Raw genomic sequence first — 18,789 nt, 5'->3', positions numbered from 1 at the left:
CTCATTTAATTAAGTGAATAGGTAGTACAGTCTGTTATAGCAAGAATGATTTAATAGTGGCAGCGCCCAGTGGGTAAATAATGAATACGAGGAGCGTATTCACCTTAGCCATTATTTAAAGAAGAAGGGATAAAGAAGAGCAGAGATTTAACGCAACCGTATTGAATTTTTAGCTAAAAATGGTACTCTGTTCCTATCTATTTTACAGTGACGTAAATTAATGATTAAACGGATTTTATTCTCTCTGTTATTGTCGCCGTGTGTGTCATGGGCGCAAACAACAGCACCTTCAATTGAATGCCACGCTATGGAAGCTGAACGCAGTGAACTGCAATCGGCACTGCGTAAAACTCACCTGCTCGACGAAGTTGATGATTACAAACAGCGCATTCAAAACTTATCTGATCGCATTGCATCGAATTGTTTAACCGAAGAGCAAATAGCTGAGCGCAAGTTCGCATTTTATAACCATGATATTGCTTACCTTGAAAATTCGTTAGCGAAACCCTTGTCAGAACAAGCATACATTAGCAAGCAGGCCGCATGGGACCGTTTTTATGTGATCCCGTCTCGTTGCCTTAATAAGCCATTGTCAGTGCAATATTTAGAGTGGTGTATTGAGAATAAGCAAGTGCAGTTTCAGCAGTTTGATATGCTATGGCAGCAAAAGAGCACTCAAACGGTGCGTTCAGAAGTAACATCTAACGACTCATTTCATGAGTTTAAATTACCCAGTAAAGCCGAAAGAACAAAGTTAAGTGCAGAGCGTGAAATAAAGCGCCACACTTACAAGAGTGACTCGTTTTTGCCAAAAAACATTATTCTTTTGTGTGTGCTGGCCGTGGCTGTTTTCTTTTCGTTGATATTTGTTTTTCATTGGTTAATGCGCCCGCGCACCACACTGAAATAAAAAGGGAAAGCACGGTGCTTTCCCTTTTTTTATTTTAAAAAACCTTTATTTAAAAAACCTTAGTCGCTAGTCGTCGGTTTTGAGTTGTTTGGCGCGTTCTTCGGCGTCGATCAAGGCTTGAGATTTAGGCTGTTTAGCTTTGCTCTCTAACGAGGGTTTTTCTGATGAGTTTGGATCCCACGCAGGGTCTAGCGACAAGTTAGCAAACGGATTGTGTGGCTTACTGTCGGTATGCTCGTCGTTATCATCTTGTTGTGCTGGTTCTTGCTCTTGTTCGGTTTCTGTTAGTGTTGCATCATCGTTTTGCTCTGTATATTCAACCTGAGTGTGCTTAGGCTCTTCGTACAGTTCTTGCTCAAGTGCTTGTAACGCTTTTGTCAGATCGTCGTCGCTAATATCGTCGTCGGTGTTTGATGGCTTAGGTTCAGTGACTAGCGATGGCTGGTCGTTAAATTGATCGGCAAATGATAAATCGTCACCCATTAACGATGATAAGTCGTACTCTGGTACGTCATCTTTTACAGGCTCGTCGTCTGACAGCGGCTCTTGCTTTGCGTACTCGTCGAAGCCAAATGATGAACTGCTAGTAAAAGCAGGCGCTTGTTCGAGCTCGTCATTTTCAAGCTCGTTACTTTCAAGAGCACTGCTTTCAAAACTATCACTTTCAAGAACGTTACTTTCAAGATCATCACTTTCAAAACTATCGTTTTCAAGAACGTTACTTTCAAGCTCGTCATTAATAAGCTCATTGGTCAATGGCTCGTCGTCTGTAAGCGGCTCTTGCTTTGCATACTCGTCGAAACCAAATGATGAACTACTGGTAAAAGCAGGCGCTTGTTCAAGCTCGTCATTTTCAAGCTCGTTATTTGAAAGCTTGTCATTTTCAAAATCGCTGCTTTCAAAACTGTTGCTTTCAAGGTCGTCATTAATAAGCTCATTGGTTAATGGCTCGTCGTCTGTAAGCGGCTCTTGCTTTGCGTACTCGTCGAAGCCGAATGATGAACTGCTTAACAAGGTTTCAGTTTGCGTGGGCTCAGTATCTTTGGGCTCTGTCTCGTCGTTATCGAGTTCAAGCTCATTAAACTGATCCGCATCGGCAAAATCAGTGTGTTGCTCGTGAAAGTCGCGTTCAGCACTAAAGCGGGCAAGTTCCGAAAGCTCATCGTTGCTGTCTTCGTTGTCTGTGGCTGTAAACGAACGACTTTGCTCTAATTCGCTCTCTATGTCGGGGGCTTGTTCTGTGCTTTGCTCTGCAAGTATCGCGGCGGTGGCCGATTTAAGTCCTTCGGCTTCTTTATTTGCATTTGCGGCGGCTTTTAGTGCTTGCGCTTCTAGTAAGCTGTGTTCAAGTTCAGGGTGTGTGTCTTGTTGTTTACTTTTGCGTAATCGTACAATAAACAAACCCGCCACAAGCAGCACTAATAGCACGATTAAGCTGGGCATAAGCAGTGACGTTGACGAACTAGGCGCGGCGCTTTGCATCGGGGCTGGTTGTGGTGTTGGTGCAGGCTCTGCAGGTATTGGCGCGGCATCGACTGGTTTTTCTGCCTCTGTTGCTGACACAGGGGGTGTATCAGATGCGGGCTCGCTTTCAAGGTTATCGGTTGAATTATTTGTCTGCGGCGCTGTTGTTTGTGATGCTGTTGTTTGCGGCGTTGCTGTCTGCGCCGTTGTTAGCGCTTCGTCAGTCTCGTTTTGCGGCTGCGGTACGCTCTGCACCGGCTCTGTTGTTTCAAGCGCTGATACATTGGCAACAGGTTCAATGGCGGCTACATCAGAAATGAGTTCTGGCTCTGATGTAGGCGGCGTATCTTGAGTTGCTTGCTCTAATTGCGTTACGTCGAGGTTTTGTGGCTCAGGTGCTGGAGTATTGTCAGCAATGCCTTGAATGGCTGCCGAGTGCTCTGTTGGACTTACTGATTTGTTGGGGGTTATGGGGGTCGATTCTGCCGATTGCGCGGTTAACTTTTCAAATGCTTCGACATTGTGGACAGGCGTCGGATTTTTACAGTTCTTTTCATAGTTACGAGCTGCAGAGCGATAATTGCGATTACTCGTATTATTACGAAATTCATGCATTTGTTGTTTTAACAAAATGCACATGGCCTCATTATACTGCGCTTCGCTGGTGAAACTTACACTAGCAAGTATCAGTAAAAGTGTTGTTTTTATAATTGGCATAGTTTCCTGACCAGTAAGGTTAATCTGGTGACCCAAACAATGACTTAATTCTAAGCCTTGATAGGTTTTTTATCCACATTTTGTTAACAAATTAAAATAAATAGCTAAATGAATCAATCAATAACCATTAAAGCGCGGTACTCGTCGTAAGCAAATTGGTCGGTCATACCGCTAATGTAATCTTGAACAAGTCTGCAACGGTAATAAAACTCATAGGCTGCAAAGTGATCGGGCTCTGCTTTTAAGGCATCAATGGCTTTTTGGTAGCTGTTTATGTGTTTATTTGAGAGCTTTTTAACGAGCCGTGTTTCAATTAAATATTGAGGGTCGCCTTTTAAAACCCGTTTAAAGGCGTCGTGGTCAAGGGCGAGTAACGGTTTGTAGCAATCGAGCAAACCGCTAATGATCCGATAACCTTGCAGCTCTAGGCGCTCTACTTCTTTGTGGCAAAATACATGTTTAATGGCCACTTGTTTTAACGTGAGTGTGACTGCATGCAAGTGACTGCGATCTTCCAGTAAGGCTTGGTTAAAGTCGCCGTGGTAAATGGCTTCAATATTGCCAACAAAACGCTCTGCGGCATAATTTACCAACGGGTGTAGCAAGGTCACGCGTAGGTAAATAAAAAACTCGCTATTATAGTTATACGGCTGCTCGGCGGCTTTACTCAGTGCGTAATCAATGGCTTTTTCGGCAAAGTCACTGTGCTTGGTGTCGTTAAGCGTGAGGTTTGTTAAGGTGCGCGTGTATTGCTCTTTTAATTTTTCGCACAATAGTTCAACGTTTATAATGCCTTTTTCTACAGCGTCTTCTATGTCGGCAAGGCAATACGAAATGTCGTCGGCTGCTTCCATTATGTAACTTGCGGGGTGGCGGCAATATTGCTCTATATCAAGCTCGGTTTGCAGTGCCTCAATAAAGGGTTTTTCGCTAAAGTAATAACCCACTTTTTTCATTAAGTAATTTTTGTCTTGAGGGATATCTTTTTTAGCCATGCTGGCAGGGCGGGTGTACTTTAATATGCCGGCGCTTTGGCTGTATGTTAGGTTGAGTGAAAGCAAAGAATGAATAATGCGAATACCTTGCGCATTGCCTTCAAAATTTTTGATGTCTTGTGCAAGGTGCTTAAAAATAACATGTATGCCACTGGCTTTGCAGCGCTCTGGCGTGAGCGACTCTAAGTGTTTTTCAAACCATTGGTTTATGGCGGCTTCGCCAAAGTGACCAAATGGCGGGTTGCCAATGTCGTGCATCAAACACGCCATTTCAACAAGGCTCTCTAAGGGCCTTTCTAGGCCTGCAAGGCCATACTCTTTTTGTTGGGCGTCGCTTAACTTATTAAAAATTGTTTGCACTATAAAGCGCCCCACTTGTTGTACTTCAAGAGAGTGGGTTAGCCGCGAGCGCACCGCTGCATTGCGTTCGAGTGGGAAAACTTGGGTTTTTTGTTGTAAACGACGAATGGCGGCACTGTTAATAATGCGCCCCCGATCACTTTCAAGGGCAGTGTGTAATGTGTTGGTTGAGCGCATTTCGCGCGCAGGGGTAATTTTTTTACGAAAGTCGATCATGTTTCATTCCCACGAGGCGCTTCCTATTAGGCTGCTCAGTGTTGTTATCAAAACTGCGATAGTTATTAAATTTAATCTAACAGCTTGTATCTTAAATTAAAATATTTGGATTAATTAAAGTTATTACTTTAAATCGGGACCTCTATTCATATATTATTCAGCTTTACACACTTCTTTATGAGCTCTAATAAAAAAGGAAAGCCTTTTGGCTGTAAATGCAATGATGCAAACTTCGTTTACTAAACCTTTGCTGCTGGTCGGCATTTTACTTATTTGTGTTGGCTTAACGGCCTGTAAAAGTACCCCAGAAGCGACTCCCGAAAGCACGCTCACTGTTGCACAAAAGCAAGCAGTGAAAGCCAAGCAAGAAGCACTGTTTGCCCGAGGCTTCTTTGAGAGCCAACTTGGCAATATTAACTATGTGTCGGCGCGACAATGCAGTGGATTTAACCTGCAAAGCCACCGAGGTTCGATTCGTTACGCCGAAAACTCAGTTAATGCAGTGATTGATGCCATTGATAATAACTTTGACGTGATTGAAATTGACGTGCGTATTACCCGCGACGATGTGTGGGTCGTACACCACGATGCGCGTACCGGCCGCGAAACGGGCACGGTCGACAACAAGCGTCGCAAAATTGAGTCGATGAGTTATAAAAAAGAGTGGGGGTATTTACGCCTGCGCAATCAAGATACAGGCTTACTGAGTGATGACTTGCCTGCGTCTTTTCGTGAGTTAGCGTCGAGCTTTGCGCGTTATCGTAAACCGCATCAAAAGCTTAATATTGAGATTAAATCAAACGCTTCGATCAACGATCTTAAAATGCTCGACTACTTGGCGTATGAATACATTGGTGGCGGTAATTACTTTTTTAGCAGTTTAGAAATGCGCAATTTAACACGTATGCGTGACATTAACCCCGACATTTATTTAGCGTTTATTCAGTCGCCAGCTAAAGCGTCTATGAACAAGCTTGCCAGTGACTTAAAACGCGGTGCAGGGAGTGACCCTATTTATGAGCGTAACAAAGAACAGCTCGAAAGCTTGCAAGCGTTAGGTAATCGTTATCACCGTGAAAAGCGTTACGACAGCCCGTTGCAGCTCGACAAATTAGCAAAACAGCTGAAGCGTAACTTTGGCTACGTGCTTGATATTCGACACTACAAGCAAACCGCTGCTCGTTTAAAGCCCAGTGCCAAGGCGCGTGGCATTATGATTGCGACTTATTCAATTAACGGTCACGACTATCATGAGCGCAGTTTACTGGCGCAGTCGCGCTCGGTGCGTCCCGACTCCGTGATTATTGACGACACGGTGTATGGCTTTTGCTCGGTGTTTGAGCTGCCAAACGTGACCCCTTATTTTAGCGATGAAGCCGACGCTAAGTTAATAGCAAGCATGCCCGATGATCTTGATTTAGAGCGCCTAGACGAGCTTAAAGCGTATCAAAGTAACAAGCTTTATCCAGCTGTTGGAGGCACGCTTAAATCGACTCAAGCAGTGAGCTATGTTCCACAGGTTACACAGACGCCTAAAGCACCCAATCTCGAAATTGGCACACGCCAAGCCGATGAAGACTTTAGCTTGGAAACCGACCCAGCGGTTGAATTAGAACTACGTAAAAAGCAATAAAGAACAATACTATGACTACAATAATAAAGCCGTTTTGGTGGCGCTGTCTGCTGCTTGTTTTAGCTACTTTATATTTATTACCCGAAGCTATTTTTAATGCGCAACTTGTGTCGCTCGTAGGATTAGGCACCCCTTCTGCGGCCGATTTAGAGCACCTCGAAATTTATGGGCGTGCGGTGTCGGGCGTTGGTGTCGCACTGTTATTAGCCGACTTTTTACCCAAAGCCATGGTTGCTAAAGTTGGCCGCGCTGTTGTTTCGTTTATTGCGCTACTTTGCCTTGTGTGGCCGGTGGTGTTTTTTGGGCAAAAGTACGCCATCGAAAAAACGTTAATAGAACCCTCAACGGCTGAGCAACGCCAGTTTGCAACCTATAGCGCAGCGCTGCGTGATGCCTTGGCAATTAACTCAATTAAAGTAAACGACCTTGATTACAACCCCGAACAACTGCACAGCTCAGAAAACCTGACTTTTTTAGCGTTGTTTGGTGGCCTACTTTATAGCGATGCGGCACTGTCTGATAACCTTGAGCAAGATAAGCGTAAAATAATTGCCTCTTTCGTGCAAAAGAAGGCGTATCAAGACTTTGATAAACATTATAAAAATTACAGCCAGTTGTACGATGAGCTGGTGGTTAAGTACAAAGCCTACGCACAGGGCAGTAAAAAATATAACCACACGTTAGCCAGCATTGGTGAGCGCGAGCAAGGTTATTGGCAACAGGTTGAGCAAGAAATCAACAGCGGGTGGAATAAGTATCAACAAGCGCAAAAAGCCCATATTGCTAAAGCCTCTGCGCGTGCACAAAAGTACGGCCCTAAAATATACGATTACCACAATAGTATTGCGAAGTGCCGTGAGCGCTACGATAAAAGCAGCGAAAAAGACCGCCGTAATCGCTGTTACGAACGTGAAGCGGCCGATTACCGAAGCACCATTTTAAAAGCCGGTATTGGTTACATTGAGCCAGACTATTGGTTAATAGAAGAAGATGTCTCGGTGGCAGAAAACGCCGCAGGCACTATTTTAATGGGTGTGCTAACGGGCGGTGTTTACACTGCATTGCAAGCGGCAAGTTTAGCGACCGGTGGCGACGGCGGCTTTAAAGATAAGCGGTATAAATACACCGACGACCCTGATCATTATCAACTACGTTTTTTACAGCATCCTAATTTTCATAAAATGTTTGCTAAAGAAACGGGTTACCCGTTTACCCTTGAAAACTTAATGGCGTTTCGTGCACACGACACCACGCAACAAAAGCTGCGTGCCCATTTTGCAAGCAAAGGCCTTGAGCTTGATAGCACATGGAATGTGAATCAACGTCAGGTATTTGCTAATGCCGTTGCGACTAAAGTCACACAAGAAGCGACAAACCAATGGCAAAGTGAAATGCGCAAATGGGGTATGAGCTTACAGCCTAACTTAAGCTGGGTTGAGTTTCAGCTACACCCGGAAATTCAAGCCAAAATCGCCGATCGTATGGGCGACTTATACGTGAAAAACATTCGCGCAGACTGGAATAAAAAGAACTTTAAAGATCAGGTGCTTGATCCGAATATTGAAAAACGCACCGACAAGTACGTAGCCATGCTTAATAGCGCTGAAGGTAAATTTGCCGATGGCGGTGAGTACGCGCAGTACGGTAAACAGGCGCTGCGTTCGGTGATTATTCCGCCTATTTCGATGTCGTTATCGTTATTTTTAATTTGCTTAACGTTTAGCAAGCTGCCGTTGAAATTATGGCAACTCATTAAACCTGCTCAAGAAAAGCAGCCAACAACATGGCTGAGCGTACTGCAAAAACTGATAATGCCTGCCGTGATTTTAATTGCCCCAGTGCTCTTTATTCATAATAGCTTTACCGAAGATGAGCAAAGCCCGGTTAACTACTTTTTAGACAAAGTGGATGAGTCGAGTAATCCGGTATTTAGCTACGCGATTCGTTGGACTCTTCATGCCCAGCCGGTACTGCATCCTTTAGGCTTAGCCTTTGAAGAAAAACTGCATATATACGAGCGTTTTAGCCCGATGAGCCATGCGCTGGCACAGGTTGATATTTTACGTCACGACACGGCAAATTTAAGCGCCGAGCAACAATCTCGCAGACAATATTTGGTTGAGCAAAAAACCAAACTGACCATTGCCACCAATGCACCTAATGCCACGGTTCGTATTATGAATATAGGCCCTAAGTACCGCCCAGGAATGACTTTAAAAACGGGCGCGTACGATATTCAGGTGTCGGCACCGGGGTATAAAACGTATCGTCGTTGGCATCAAATAGAGGCTGGCGAACAAACATTAACAATTGATTTAAGTAAATAATTAAGCAAGGAATGACTATGCAACATTGCCAAAATACGGTGTATGCCACCGATCTTCACTGTTGTGATTGTGGTGAAGCTCTTGAGCAAAAAAGACAAATGCACACGGTTGAAGAGCTCAACCCAGACTTGCTTGCTGAAGTAAAACACTACTCGCCACAAGCCTGCACTATTACCGGTGTTGTTAAATCGATGTACTACTATAAGCGCCGTTATAAAACCAATAATGACGATATGTTATATGGCTATTGGTGGTTAGAAGTTGAAGACAAACACGGCCACATTCACGAGTTTAGCGTGGATGCTGAAAAAGAGGTGATTGCTAATTTACAAAAGGGCAATGTGATCACTGCATTTCAGCCAAGCCCCTTGACGCTAAATTACCGAATAGCAAACAACGACGCGATTAAAGTCGTGAAGAATAATCGCTTTATGCCAATTGTGATTGTGCACTTTGCTGATCAACAATACCGCAGTTGGGATAGCAGCATTAACCGAGTCTACACCGGCGGGACTGTGTTATGGCTTGTATTGGGCTTTATTACATTTTTAGTGATGCTATTTGCTGCCAAACTTGAGTTTGTGCCGGCATTATTAGCAACCTTGCCTGTCGCTATCGGGGTATTTATTGCAGAACATAAATACCATAAAAAAGCCAAGGCCAAAAAGGAAGCACATTACGATGCGATTTTAGCGGCCACCGATGTCATGTTATCAACCAGTCAAAATCAATTGGGGTATCACATGCTTGCTCGCTTGCCGAGTAAGTCCGATGTAATTTGTATTTCGTGTCAGCAGCGTATTAGTAAAGATGCCGCACACTGTTATTGTTGTGGTGTTAAGCAGCATGTTGAGCCGGTAGCATCGGTTTTGGCAGATGACGAGCAAAGCACAGAAAACCAAACGGTGAGTGCAGAGCGAAAGGCTGAATCACATTTAGTTAAACCAACCACTATTGCTGATCTTGAACACGCCATAATGGGTGAATACAGCCTAGACTACAAAACAAACTATGTGCATAAAAACGTGTGGGCGCGTAATGAAAAGGGCACTATTCGTCACCGTGCCGTGCTAGGTAAAGTATTAGACAAAGCACAAAGCGCGCACGCCAATGAAACCCGTGAAACAGTCACTACAACAGAAACCACCACCACCTACCGTGGCGGTAATTATGTTGGCACCGATGTGACAGAGCGCGTTCAAGTATACCGTAATCGTAGCACGACCCTAAAAGGTGAGATCATGCTCGAAACAGCCTCGGGCGAGCCGTATATTTTTAAAGCCGGTGAAGACTTATTAGGGTCTGTCGATGTCGGTGATTGGGTTTACTATGCCTACAGTGATGTAGAAACACAGCGTTATTCAAAGTACTTCCGTGAGTATGCGGTGAATGTGAGTAAAGATATTAAATATGATTACTCATCAGTTAAACGCTTTGGTATGGTGCATGGTTTTAACCGTATGGTAATGCTAGGCCTTACATCAATTGGCTTGGCTTGGTATTTAGACCCGCAAGATTTTTATCCACTGGTGAATGCGCTTGTGCCAGACGCAGGCATTGAGTTACTTGATCAATACCCGCAAGTCGTGGAGCATTTAGATGGCTTTCCTGTTGTGGTATTTATTGTGTTGAGTGTGGTTACTGGGCTGTGGGGATTTATGTATAGCTTAGCAAATGGTACACGTTTAAAACGCAGTGTGAAAAAGCTTGAAAGCACGATCACAAAATTTTCAAAAGAGTACGGTAACATACTCGAACGAATCAAAAAATTAAACTAATAAGGGTTTTGTATGCGTATTTTTCAGTTACTTTTAGCAGGTTTGTTAATCATAAGTGGAACGGTAAAAGCCGATAGTGAGCAGTCTGTTGTGCTTATTTCGATTGATGGGTTTCGCTGGGATTACATTGAAAAACACCGCGCATCTGCGTTAAAAGCAATCAGTGAACAGGGAGTAAGGGCAACCAAAATGCGCCCTGTTTATCCAACTAAAACTTTTCCTAATCACGTGTCGATTATTACGGGGTTGTTGCCAGTTAACCACGGTATTGTTGATAACCGTTTTTGCGATACACAGCGCAATGAGTGTTACAGCATGGGTAAAGGCAAAGACGACAGCACTTGGCTAAATGGTATTCCGCTTTGGAACCTTGCACAAATGCAGGGGGTTAAAGCGGCAACCTATTTTTGGCCAGAGTCTGATGCGCGCTTTAACGGCATGTTGCCTGATTACTTTTACCACTATTCTAAGCACAGTGATTACCAAAAACGTGTTGATCAAATTATTCAATGGTTAAGCTTACCAAAAGAAAAGCGCCCACGTTTGGTGGTGAGTTACTTTTCGTTGGTAGACAGTATGGGGCATGAGTATGGCCCTGATGCAAAGCAAACCTTTGATGCAGTACAAACCTTAGATGCCCTAATGGCAGACTTGCACACACGCTTAAAAGCGCTTGATGAGAATATTAATTTGGTGATTGTTTCTGATCATGGCATGTCGACAGTGGATCCCCAACAGAGCATCAAAATTAGTCAGCTACCAGAGGATGATAACTTCATTGTTAAAAACACCGGTCCGCGCGTGCTTTATTACGCCAAACCAGATAGCCAAGCCGATATTGCGGGGTTTAGCAAAAAGCTTGCTAAGGCGGCAGATGGCCGATACATCGTTTTAAATGATCAACAAAAGCGTGATTTTCATTACGATAAAGGCCCGCGTGTGGGGGATATTATTTTACAAACGACTGCACCGCGCGTATTCACCGACAGCAAAATGGCGCCTTATTTAGGCACCCATGGTTACGCATACACCGATGATATGGCCGCCACATTTATTGCCACCGGCCCTGCGTTTAAAAACGGTATGCAACTTGATGAAGTGAGTAACTTAGATGTGTATCCGCTTATTGCAAATATATTAGGCCTGAAAATTTTAAGCCCTATCGACAGCGATGGCGCGACTTTATGGCCAGTGTTAAACAAGTAATACGCGGCTTAAAAGCAAAAAGCGAGCGTGTAGTGCGATGTAAAACCGCGGCTACAAACTCGCCCTTTGTTGCTTGAATCTTGTCACTTACAGCTTGGTTACCCAGCCATACTTGCCATAACTTTCAAATTGGTAGTTTTCGTTACCCGCATTAAACTGCCCGTGTAAGGTATTTTCTGTCAGGGTCATAACGGCTTGATGGTAGTTTTGTGCGTGATCATTTAGCTTACCAAACACACTGCGATCACCGTTGCTGGCTTCAATAATGTCGGTAATTTCGACGGTGTAACTTAGGTATTCGTCTACCTTCAAAATATACTGATCACCGGTTTTTAAGGTTTTGAGTGTTTCAATATCAAACTCACTAAATGCGGTATCGCTCAGCGTTTTAGGTAAGCGCCTTTGTTTGTACAAGTAGTCGTGCGCTTTGTTTGAAAGCTGATTAAGGGGCGCGGTTAAGTTAACAATAGGCTGAGGTGCAATAAATTGCTCATCTGATTTGTATGCAATAACAGGCTTTTCAGCGCTTGGCGTAGAGATAAAGCCATCGCTTTGAATATGCCATTCGTTAAGCGCAAATGCACTGATTGGAAGAATGAAGATTAATGCAAGCGTCCTGTTCACATGTTTCTCTTATGGGTTTTAATGTTAACTTAATGTAAGTTTTTACCTTAAATTAACTTAATGGTCAATAGTTGTTCTATCAATGCTGCTTTTGGTAATCGTGACGATAAAATTTATTTGTTTTACTCGGGCTGCAATGCTGCGCATAATCCGCGTTTTTTTGTCACTTAAACCCCAAGACTAGAGGTACTAACCATGCGTGGGTGGATCATTTATAAAGACAGTTCGGGCTTGTTAAAGCAAGAAACCTATGAAGTTGAGCGTTTACTTGCAGCTGCCAAAGAAGAGGGCATTGATTTACAAGTTTTTTCGCCTGATCAATTTGATTTAACCATTACCCGCGAAGATGGCAAAAGCATTTTGATTGATGGTCAATCAGTTGCACTACCTGATTTTGTTATTCCACGTATGGGCGCGAGCACAACGTATTTTGCTTTGGCTATTATTCGCCACCTTGAGCGTTTAGGTGTGTATTGCGTGAATAGCTCGCAGTCAATCGAAACGGTGAAAGACAAGTTATTTGCACAGCAAATTTTAGCTGAGTGTAATTTACCAACCCCTAATACAATGCTCGTAAAGTTTCCGGTAAATATTGATTTAGTTGAAAAACAAATTGGTTTCCCGGTGGTGATTAAAACGTTATCGGGGTCGCAGGGCAGTGGTGTCTTTTTATCAAAGTCGAAAGAAGAGTTTGATGATCTTATGCAGTTAATCGAGGCTGCAAACCCACAAGCAAACATTATTTTGCAGCAGTTTGTTAAGTCGAGCCACGGTCGTGATTTGCGTGTACTTACTATCGGTGGACGTGCCGTTGCATGTATGGAACGCAACTCGCAGGGTAAAAACTTTAAAGCAAATGTCAGTGCGGGTGGTACAGGTAAGTCATTCCCAATTACCCCCGAAATTGAGTGGCTTGCAACACAAACGGCCAACGTTTTAAAGCTCGATGTAGCGGGCATCGATTTATTATTTGACGAGCAGCATTTTAAAATATGTGAAGCAAACTCAAGCCCTGGCTTTGAAGGCCTAGAAGGTGCATTGGGCATTGATGTCGCAAAAGAAATTTTGCACTTTATTCGTATCCGCTTAGGTATTTTTGACAAACCCGTAGCGAAAGAAGTAAACGAAGAAGTGGTTGATCAAACAGCCGCTTAGTGATTACTTAACCGAAAGATGCACAAATACGGCCACCGCGACTAGGTGGCCTTCTGTATAGTAAATTACTCTTCAAATACTACAAAAGTGTACAGTGTCAACGTGTGCTTCTTGCGATAAGGTAGGTTTTTATCTGCATGTTTTGCAAGGAGTCTCCCCTTTATGAGTCAACTGATCAGTCGAGCAACCGCGGGCTTAGTGGCGGTGATTATTGGCTTTACCAGCTCAATTGCATTGATATATCAATTAGTGATGGTGCTAGGCGGTACCCCTGATTTAGTGGCCAGTTGGGTATTAATGCTGGGGCTTGCGATGGGAGTAAGCTCTATTGCATTGTCGTATTACTATAAAGTGCCCATTTTGGTTGCGTGGTCGACCACGGGCGCTGCATTACTTATTTCAAGCGCGCAAGGCTACACCTTAAACCAAGCTGTTGGGGCGTTTATGTTCTCGGCGGTGTTGGTGTTTTTATGCGGTATCACCGGTATTTTCGAAAAAATGATGAACAAAATTCCCAGTCAATTGGCCTGTGCTATGTTGGCGGGTGTCTTGGTGAATTTTGGCATTGATGTGTTCAATTTTATGAACGAATTGCCCTTAGTGATTGGCGTGATGGTGGCTGTTTATTTATGTGGTAAACGTTATTTCCCCCGTTTTGCGATGTTAGCCGTTGTTGTGGTTGGCTTTTTAATGGCAGCAATGACCGGACAAATTGATACAAGCAGTTGGCAATGGAAATTAAGCAAGTTTACATTTATTGCGCCAGAGTTTGATTTAAATGCCATGGTCAGTGTGGGCTTACCGCTGTTTATTGTGACGATGACATCGCAAAACTTACCGGGCATCGCTGTGTTAAAAGCACATCATTATAAGGCTCCGGTCTCGGCTGCTTTAAATGTTACGGGGCTTTTAAATGTGTTTATCGCGCCATTTGGTGGGTATTCGATTAACCTTGCGGCGATCACTGCGGCAATTTGTATGAGCCCCGAAGCCGATAAAAATCCCGATAAGCGATATTGGGCAAGTATTGCTGGTGGTGTGTTTTATATCATTATGGCGTTACTGGCTGCGACATTAGTTGGTTTAGTTGCCAGTTTACCGCAAGCACTTATTTTAGCATTAGCGGGTATAGCCTTGTTTCCCACGATTGCCAGTAGTTTACAGCAAGCGTTAACAGAGGCTTATTATACCGAGGCAGCCATAGTGACATTTTTAGTGACGGCTTCAAACCTGACCTTGTTCACGGTTGGTTCGGCATTTTGGGGGATTGTTGCAGGGGTAATAACCTTAGTGATGACACGCAAAGATTAGGGGCTATTTATACTATTCCGCAATGATGCTTGATCATTTTGAGGGATTAAACCTGTCGCAAGCTGCGTTAAAAATGTCTGATTTACGACTGCATGGATGCAAGAGGCTGGAGGTACAGCAATGCAGGAGTAATTGCCGAGAACACCTCAATAACGACATGTTTGTCCAGTTATCAACGAGCTTATATTGCCCAAAATAGATCACTTAATTAAACAAATTAGTATTAAAGGTGAAAGTAACAAATGAAAGTAATACGAAGTCATGAATTTACTGCCGACCGTGCATGGGGCGCATTAGATATCGCCACAATGAACGGCATTACAACCCGTTTGCACTGGACGAATGAGCCTTACAAGTGGCACACCAACGATGGTGAAGAAGTGTTTGTGGTGTTAAGTGGTCAGGTTGAGATGCTTTATAAGCAACAGGGTAAAGTATGCGCTGAGCTTTTAAATGCCGGAGATATCTTTTATGCCAGTGTTGGCACTGAGCATGTGGCTCACCCAAAAGGTGAAGCGCGTATTTTGGTGGTCGAGACACAAGGCAGCGTGTGAGTATCAATTAGGCCCTAGTAACTAGGGCCTAACTACAATTACTTAAGCAAAGGCTTAATAACTTCGTACATGGCGTTAATGTGGTCATCGCGCGTATTAAGTGCAGGAATATAACGGTATTTTTCACCGCCTGCATGCTCGAATATTTCGCGATTTTCGCCTTCTATCTCTTCTAATGTTTCTAAGCAATCGGCGCTAAACGCAGGGCTAATTATGGCAATATCTTTAATGCCTTGTGCGGGGTAACTCTCAAGCGTGGCATCGGTGTATGGTTTTAACCATTCTGCTTTACCAAAACGGCTTTGGAACGTGGTCACCGCTAAGTCTTTGTCTAAGCCTAGCTTTTCTGACACTAAACGCGTGGTTTGCATACAAAAACAGTAGTAAGGGTCGCCATTTTCTAAAAATAGTTTTGGCATACCATGATACGAAAATACCAGTTTTTGTGGTGTGCCATGGGCATTTAAATCTTCGCTGATACTGGCTGCTAACGCATCAATGTAAATAGGGTGGTCGTGGTAGCCGTTTATAAAGTGAAGCTCGGGTACCCAGCGCCATTTTCGTAATACGTTCGACACAGCATCAAACGTTGAACCAATCGTTGTGCTTGAGTATTGCGGATAAAGCGGCAGCACAATAACGCGGGTAATGCCTTTTTCGCGCAGTGCTTCAAGCCCCGCTTCAATCGATGGATTACCATAACGCATTGCCATAACAACGTCGGTATCTTGATGGCCTTTCTCTTTTAAAATTGCGGCGAGTTTTTCGCTTTGTTGGCGTGTGATATGCGTTAATGGCGAGCCGTTTTCTGTCCATATACTTTTATAAAGTGCAGCAGAGCGCTTTGGGCGAAGCGTGAGTACAAAGCAATACAGGATGATCATCCAAATGAAGCGCGGGATTTCGACAATGCGTGGATCAGATAAAAATTCGCGTAAGTAGGTTCTGAGTGCCGCTGTGGTTGGGGCATCAGGGCTGCCTAAGTTGGTCAATAAGATACCGGTTTTTTTATTAAATCGGCCATCATGAGGCTTATCTGTTATAGCGGAAAATCGCGACACTGATCGCTCCTTTAGAAGTAAAAGTAATATAAATCACATTGTAACGAAGTAGCGATAATAAGTGATCACTTTATTCGTTAATTTTTGATCATGATCCTGAAAGGATTCGGTTTTTTCGCTTCGAGCTGCTGTAACTTACTTATCGATTTAGGGCCAAATACATGCCCTTTAGGTAAAAGCAAAATTCCATCGTAGTTTCTCAGGGCATGCCCAAGCACCATGCCGTTTTTTAACTCGTTTGCATTAATGATTTTCATGCTGCCAACGACTTGGTTACTGGCGCAGCTAATTTTTAATCCGCTTAAAATCTCGAGCAATTTAGGATGGTAGTAGGTGCCACTGTAAAGTTGTAATTGCCCCAGTGCATTTTCGAACTTGCTGTTTCCCAGCGAACTGACTTGAGCCACGGCTTGCCAAAAGTCGCGAGAAATAGCCAAAATCATGGCGGTTATCGGGATATCGGCGCCTTTTAATCCTTTTGGAATACCATTGCCATTGTATTGCTCAAATTGGTAATAAATGGCTTCGGATACATCGTGTAAATGCGTTGCGGGCATTAACATAAGTTGCGCCGTGCTTGGGTGCGTATAAAAAAGCTTTTTTTGATTTTCGTTTAATTCACGCGTGGGCTTTTTATACAGGGCTGGCTCCATTGCCAATAAGCCAATTTGCGCTAAATAGCCTGCCATTTCGGCCATTTCTATGTGTTTTTTATCTAACCCAAGTGCCTGCGCAATTTGCTTGCAGGTGTTCGCTATATTTTGCGCTTGAATACCATCTAGGTATGGGTTGGCGTTGATAAAATTATATAGAATCTCGAAAGTTGTGCGGTGTTCGTGTTTTTCACGTTCGTTTGCTTCTTCAAGCTGTTTAAGCACTTTACGTATTTGTTGGGTGCGTTTTTCAACCATCTGCTCAAGGTTATTATTGAGCTCTTTTAGTTGGCTGTTTTGGGCTTTAATTTTTTGCTCAAGTTGCTTGTTTTTACGTTTTAAAGAGGTTTTTTCGATACCGTCATGAATGTTGCGTAACAACAGCTCATTTTGCCAAGGTTTTTGAATATAAGCGTGAATTTTTCCTTTATTTACAGCGGCAATGGTATTGTCGATATCGGAATAGCCTGTTAATAAAATACGTTGTGTATCGGGGGCAATGTTGATTGCTTGTGCAAAAAAGTCTGCGCCATCCATACCGGGCATGCGCATGTCACAAATGATCACATCAAAGGTGAAACTGTCTAAAAGTTTTAGTGCTTCAATGGGCGAAAGGCTGATCTTAACCGAAAGATTATTTGCCGTTAACAACCTAACTAAGGTGCGTAAAACAATTTCATCGTCATCAATGCATAAAACCTGAATATGTTCTTTATTAAGTTGTTTTGCCATACCACATTGCTTTGAATCATCTTTAATCAATAACATAGCCTTAAATTAGGGCTTGTGCTAGGTTTTATAAGAGATGAGCTAAGTTTGAGGCTAAAATGGGTGATTTTAAACAAGCCTATTTACTAGAAAAAGCGGCGCGTGAACAAGCGGAGCAATTGTTAGCAGATAAAAGCCGGCTGTTGGTTGCATTAAACAGTGAACTTGAACAAAAAATTGCTGATTTAGAGCATCATCAGGCGATGTTTATTCAGGCCGAGAAAATGGCAACACTTGGCACGCTTTGCGCGGGTGTTGCGCATGAAATTAATAATCCACTGGCTTACAGTATTAGTAATGTTGACTGTTTAAAAGATTACTGTGATTTTTTTAGTGAGTTGCTTAGTGCATGTGACAAGTTTGCCAAGCGACACATTGAAAGAGATGTTTTTTCTGAGCAATTGACGCAACTGAATAAAAAACATGAATTTAATTATGTGGCCAACGATTTGCCTGAGCTAATTAGCGACACTGCCCAAGGCTTACAACGGATCCGTAAAATAGTTGCAAACTTGCTCGATTTTTCGCGGCCTAAAGGGCACGAAAAGCAATTTGCCGATATGACTGATGCGGTGAAAAGTGCCGTAAAACTGTTAGCAAATCAGTTAAACGATTACCACTTACACACCCACTACAGTCCTATTTCGATTAGCTGGTGTAATTTGCCTGCGATAAGCCAAGTTGTCGTTAATATTTTAATAAATGCCAAGCAAGCATGTGACAGTAATCGCTCAGAGGCACAGATTACGGTGTCGGTGTATGAGATTGAGCATCATATTTACATTGATATTGAAGACAATGGCGAGGGAATGTCGGAGCAAACAATGGCTAAAATTTATGATCCCTTTTACACCACTAAACCTGTAGGCGAGGGAACCGGTATGGGCATGACCATGGCATACGCTATTGTGCATGAGCATCAAGGCCGGATTGATATTCAAAGTACACAAGGTATGGGAACGCGTATTAGCTGTGTGTTTCCGATCCTCAGTCATGTAAGGCAAGTTGTTGACAATATCTAAGTTGTTGCAAAAAAGTATGGATTCGCTAGTGTAGG

The 18,789-nt window shown here is 43.3% G+C and carries 14 protein-coding genes; 9 read left to right on the top strand and 5 right to left on the bottom strand.

The genetic code is table 11. From position 1 onward, the window contains the following. Positions 1-220 precede the first annotated feature (220 nt). Positions 221-910 carry a hypothetical protein gene (locus tag GZH31_RS19705; RefSeq protein WP_155950857.1) on the top strand — a complete coding sequence of 230 codons (690 nt, stop codon included), beginning with the start codon at positions 221-223 and terminating at the stop codon, positions 908-910. A 66-nt stretch (positions 911-976) separates the two neighbouring features. On the opposite strand, the gene GZH31_RS19700 is transcribed toward GZH31_RS19705, so the two are convergent. Further along, the gene (locus GZH31_RS19700; RefSeq protein WP_180311665.1) at positions 977-3,091 is read right to left on the bottom strand and encodes a hypothetical protein; all 2,115 of its coding nucleotides are present in this window, start codon (positions 3,089-3,091) and stop codon (positions 977-979) included. Between the two features lie 113 nt (positions 3,092-3,204). Then, complete coding sequence (dgt, locus tag GZH31_RS19695) at positions 3,205-4,662, bottom strand: dGTPase (RefSeq protein ID WP_065979264.1); 1,458 nt, start codon at positions 4,660-4,662, stop codon at positions 3,205-3,207. Positions 4,663-4,867: 205 nt separating this feature from the next. On the opposite strand from dgt, the gene GZH31_RS19690 reads away from it, so the two are divergent. Genes GZH31_RS19690 through GZH31_RS19675 form a run of 4 tightly spaced genes read left to right on the top strand, consistent with a single transcriptional unit; the run spans position 4,868 to position 11,606 of the window. Continuing rightward, positions 4,868-6,295, top strand: coding sequence for a glycerophosphodiester phosphodiesterase family protein (locus tag GZH31_RS19690; protein ID WP_230236217.1), 1,428 nt, complete (start codon positions 4,868-4,870; stop codon positions 6,293-6,295). 11 nt (positions 6,296-6,306) lie between these two features. Further along, entirely contained in the window at positions 6,307-8,622 is a 2,316-nt protein-coding gene (locus GZH31_RS19685; protein ID WP_180311791.1) for a carboxypeptidase-like regulatory domain-containing protein, read from the top strand. Between the two features lie 17 nt (positions 8,623-8,639). Beyond that, positions 8,640-10,400 carry a hypothetical protein gene (locus GZH31_RS19680; RefSeq protein WP_180311790.1) on the top strand — a complete coding sequence of 587 codons (1,761 nt, stop codon included), beginning with the start codon at positions 8,640-8,642 and terminating at the stop codon, positions 10,398-10,400. 12 nt (positions 10,401-10,412) lie between these two features. Beyond that, the gene (locus GZH31_RS19675; protein ID WP_180311789.1) at positions 10,413-11,606 is read left to right on the top strand and encodes an alkaline phosphatase family protein; all 1,194 of its coding nucleotides are present in this window, start codon (positions 10,413-10,415) and stop codon (positions 11,604-11,606) included. An 87-nt stretch (positions 11,607-11,693) separates the two neighbouring features. On the opposite strand, the gene GZH31_RS19670 is transcribed toward GZH31_RS19675, so the two are convergent. Then, positions 11,694-12,230: a hypothetical protein gene (locus GZH31_RS19670; protein WP_065979268.1), complete on the bottom strand. Its 537-nt coding sequence runs from the start codon at positions 12,228-12,230 to the stop codon at positions 11,694-11,696. Positions 12,231-12,425: 195 nt separating this feature from the next. Here GZH31_RS19670 and GZH31_RS19665 point away from each other — a divergent pair, with 195 nt between their 5' ends. The 3 genes from GZH31_RS19665 (at position 12,426) to GZH31_RS19655 (ending at position 15,250) form a co-directional block, all read left to right on the top strand. Beyond that, on the top strand, positions 12,426-13,385 hold the full coding sequence (locus GZH31_RS19665; RefSeq protein WP_036972486.1) for a RimK family alpha-L-glutamate ligase: 960 nt from the start codon (positions 12,426-12,428) through the stop codon (positions 13,383-13,385). A 162-nt stretch (positions 13,386-13,547) separates the two neighbouring features. Then, positions 13,548-14,696, top strand: coding sequence for a benzoate/H(+) symporter BenE family transporter (locus tag GZH31_RS19660; protein ID WP_180311788.1), 1,149 nt, complete (start codon positions 13,548-13,550; stop codon positions 14,694-14,696). Between the two features lie 242 nt (positions 14,697-14,938). Next, on the top strand, positions 14,939-15,250 hold the full coding sequence (locus GZH31_RS19655) for a cupin domain-containing protein (RefSeq protein ID WP_180311787.1): 312 nt from the start codon (positions 14,939-14,941) through the stop codon (positions 15,248-15,250). 38 nt (positions 15,251-15,288) lie between these two features. Here GZH31_RS19655 and hemH read toward each other — a convergent pair whose 3' ends face one another. Together hemH and GZH31_RS19645 are read right to left on the bottom strand one after the other, a co-directional pair. After that, positions 15,289-16,311: a ferrochelatase gene (gene hemH, locus GZH31_RS19650; protein ID WP_074988485.1), complete on the bottom strand. Its 1,023-nt coding sequence runs from the start codon at positions 16,309-16,311 to the stop codon at positions 15,289-15,291. A gap of 77 nt (positions 16,312-16,388) precedes the next feature. Beyond that, the gene (locus GZH31_RS19645; protein ID WP_180311928.1) at positions 16,389-17,696 is read right to left on the bottom strand and encodes an HD domain-containing phosphohydrolase; all 1,308 of its coding nucleotides are present in this window, start codon (positions 17,694-17,696) and stop codon (positions 16,389-16,391) included. Positions 17,697-17,791: 95 nt separating this feature from the next. Between GZH31_RS19645 and GZH31_RS19640 the strand changes: the two genes are divergently transcribed. Continuing rightward, complete coding sequence (locus GZH31_RS19640) at positions 17,792-18,754, top strand: sensor histidine kinase (RefSeq protein ID WP_075593414.1); 963 nt, start codon at positions 17,792-17,794, stop codon at positions 18,752-18,754. The last annotated feature ends 35 nt before the right edge of the window (positions 18,755-18,789 follow it).

This window comes from Pseudoalteromonas sp. JSTW, from assembly GCF_013423925.1.
Taxonomy (GTDB): domain Bacteria; phylum Pseudomonadota; class Gammaproteobacteria; order Enterobacterales; family Alteromonadaceae; genus Pseudoalteromonas; species Pseudoalteromonas lipolytica.
The sequence above is the reverse complement of the archived record's forward strand: the minus strand, read 5'-3'. Positions and strand labels throughout refer to the sequence as shown.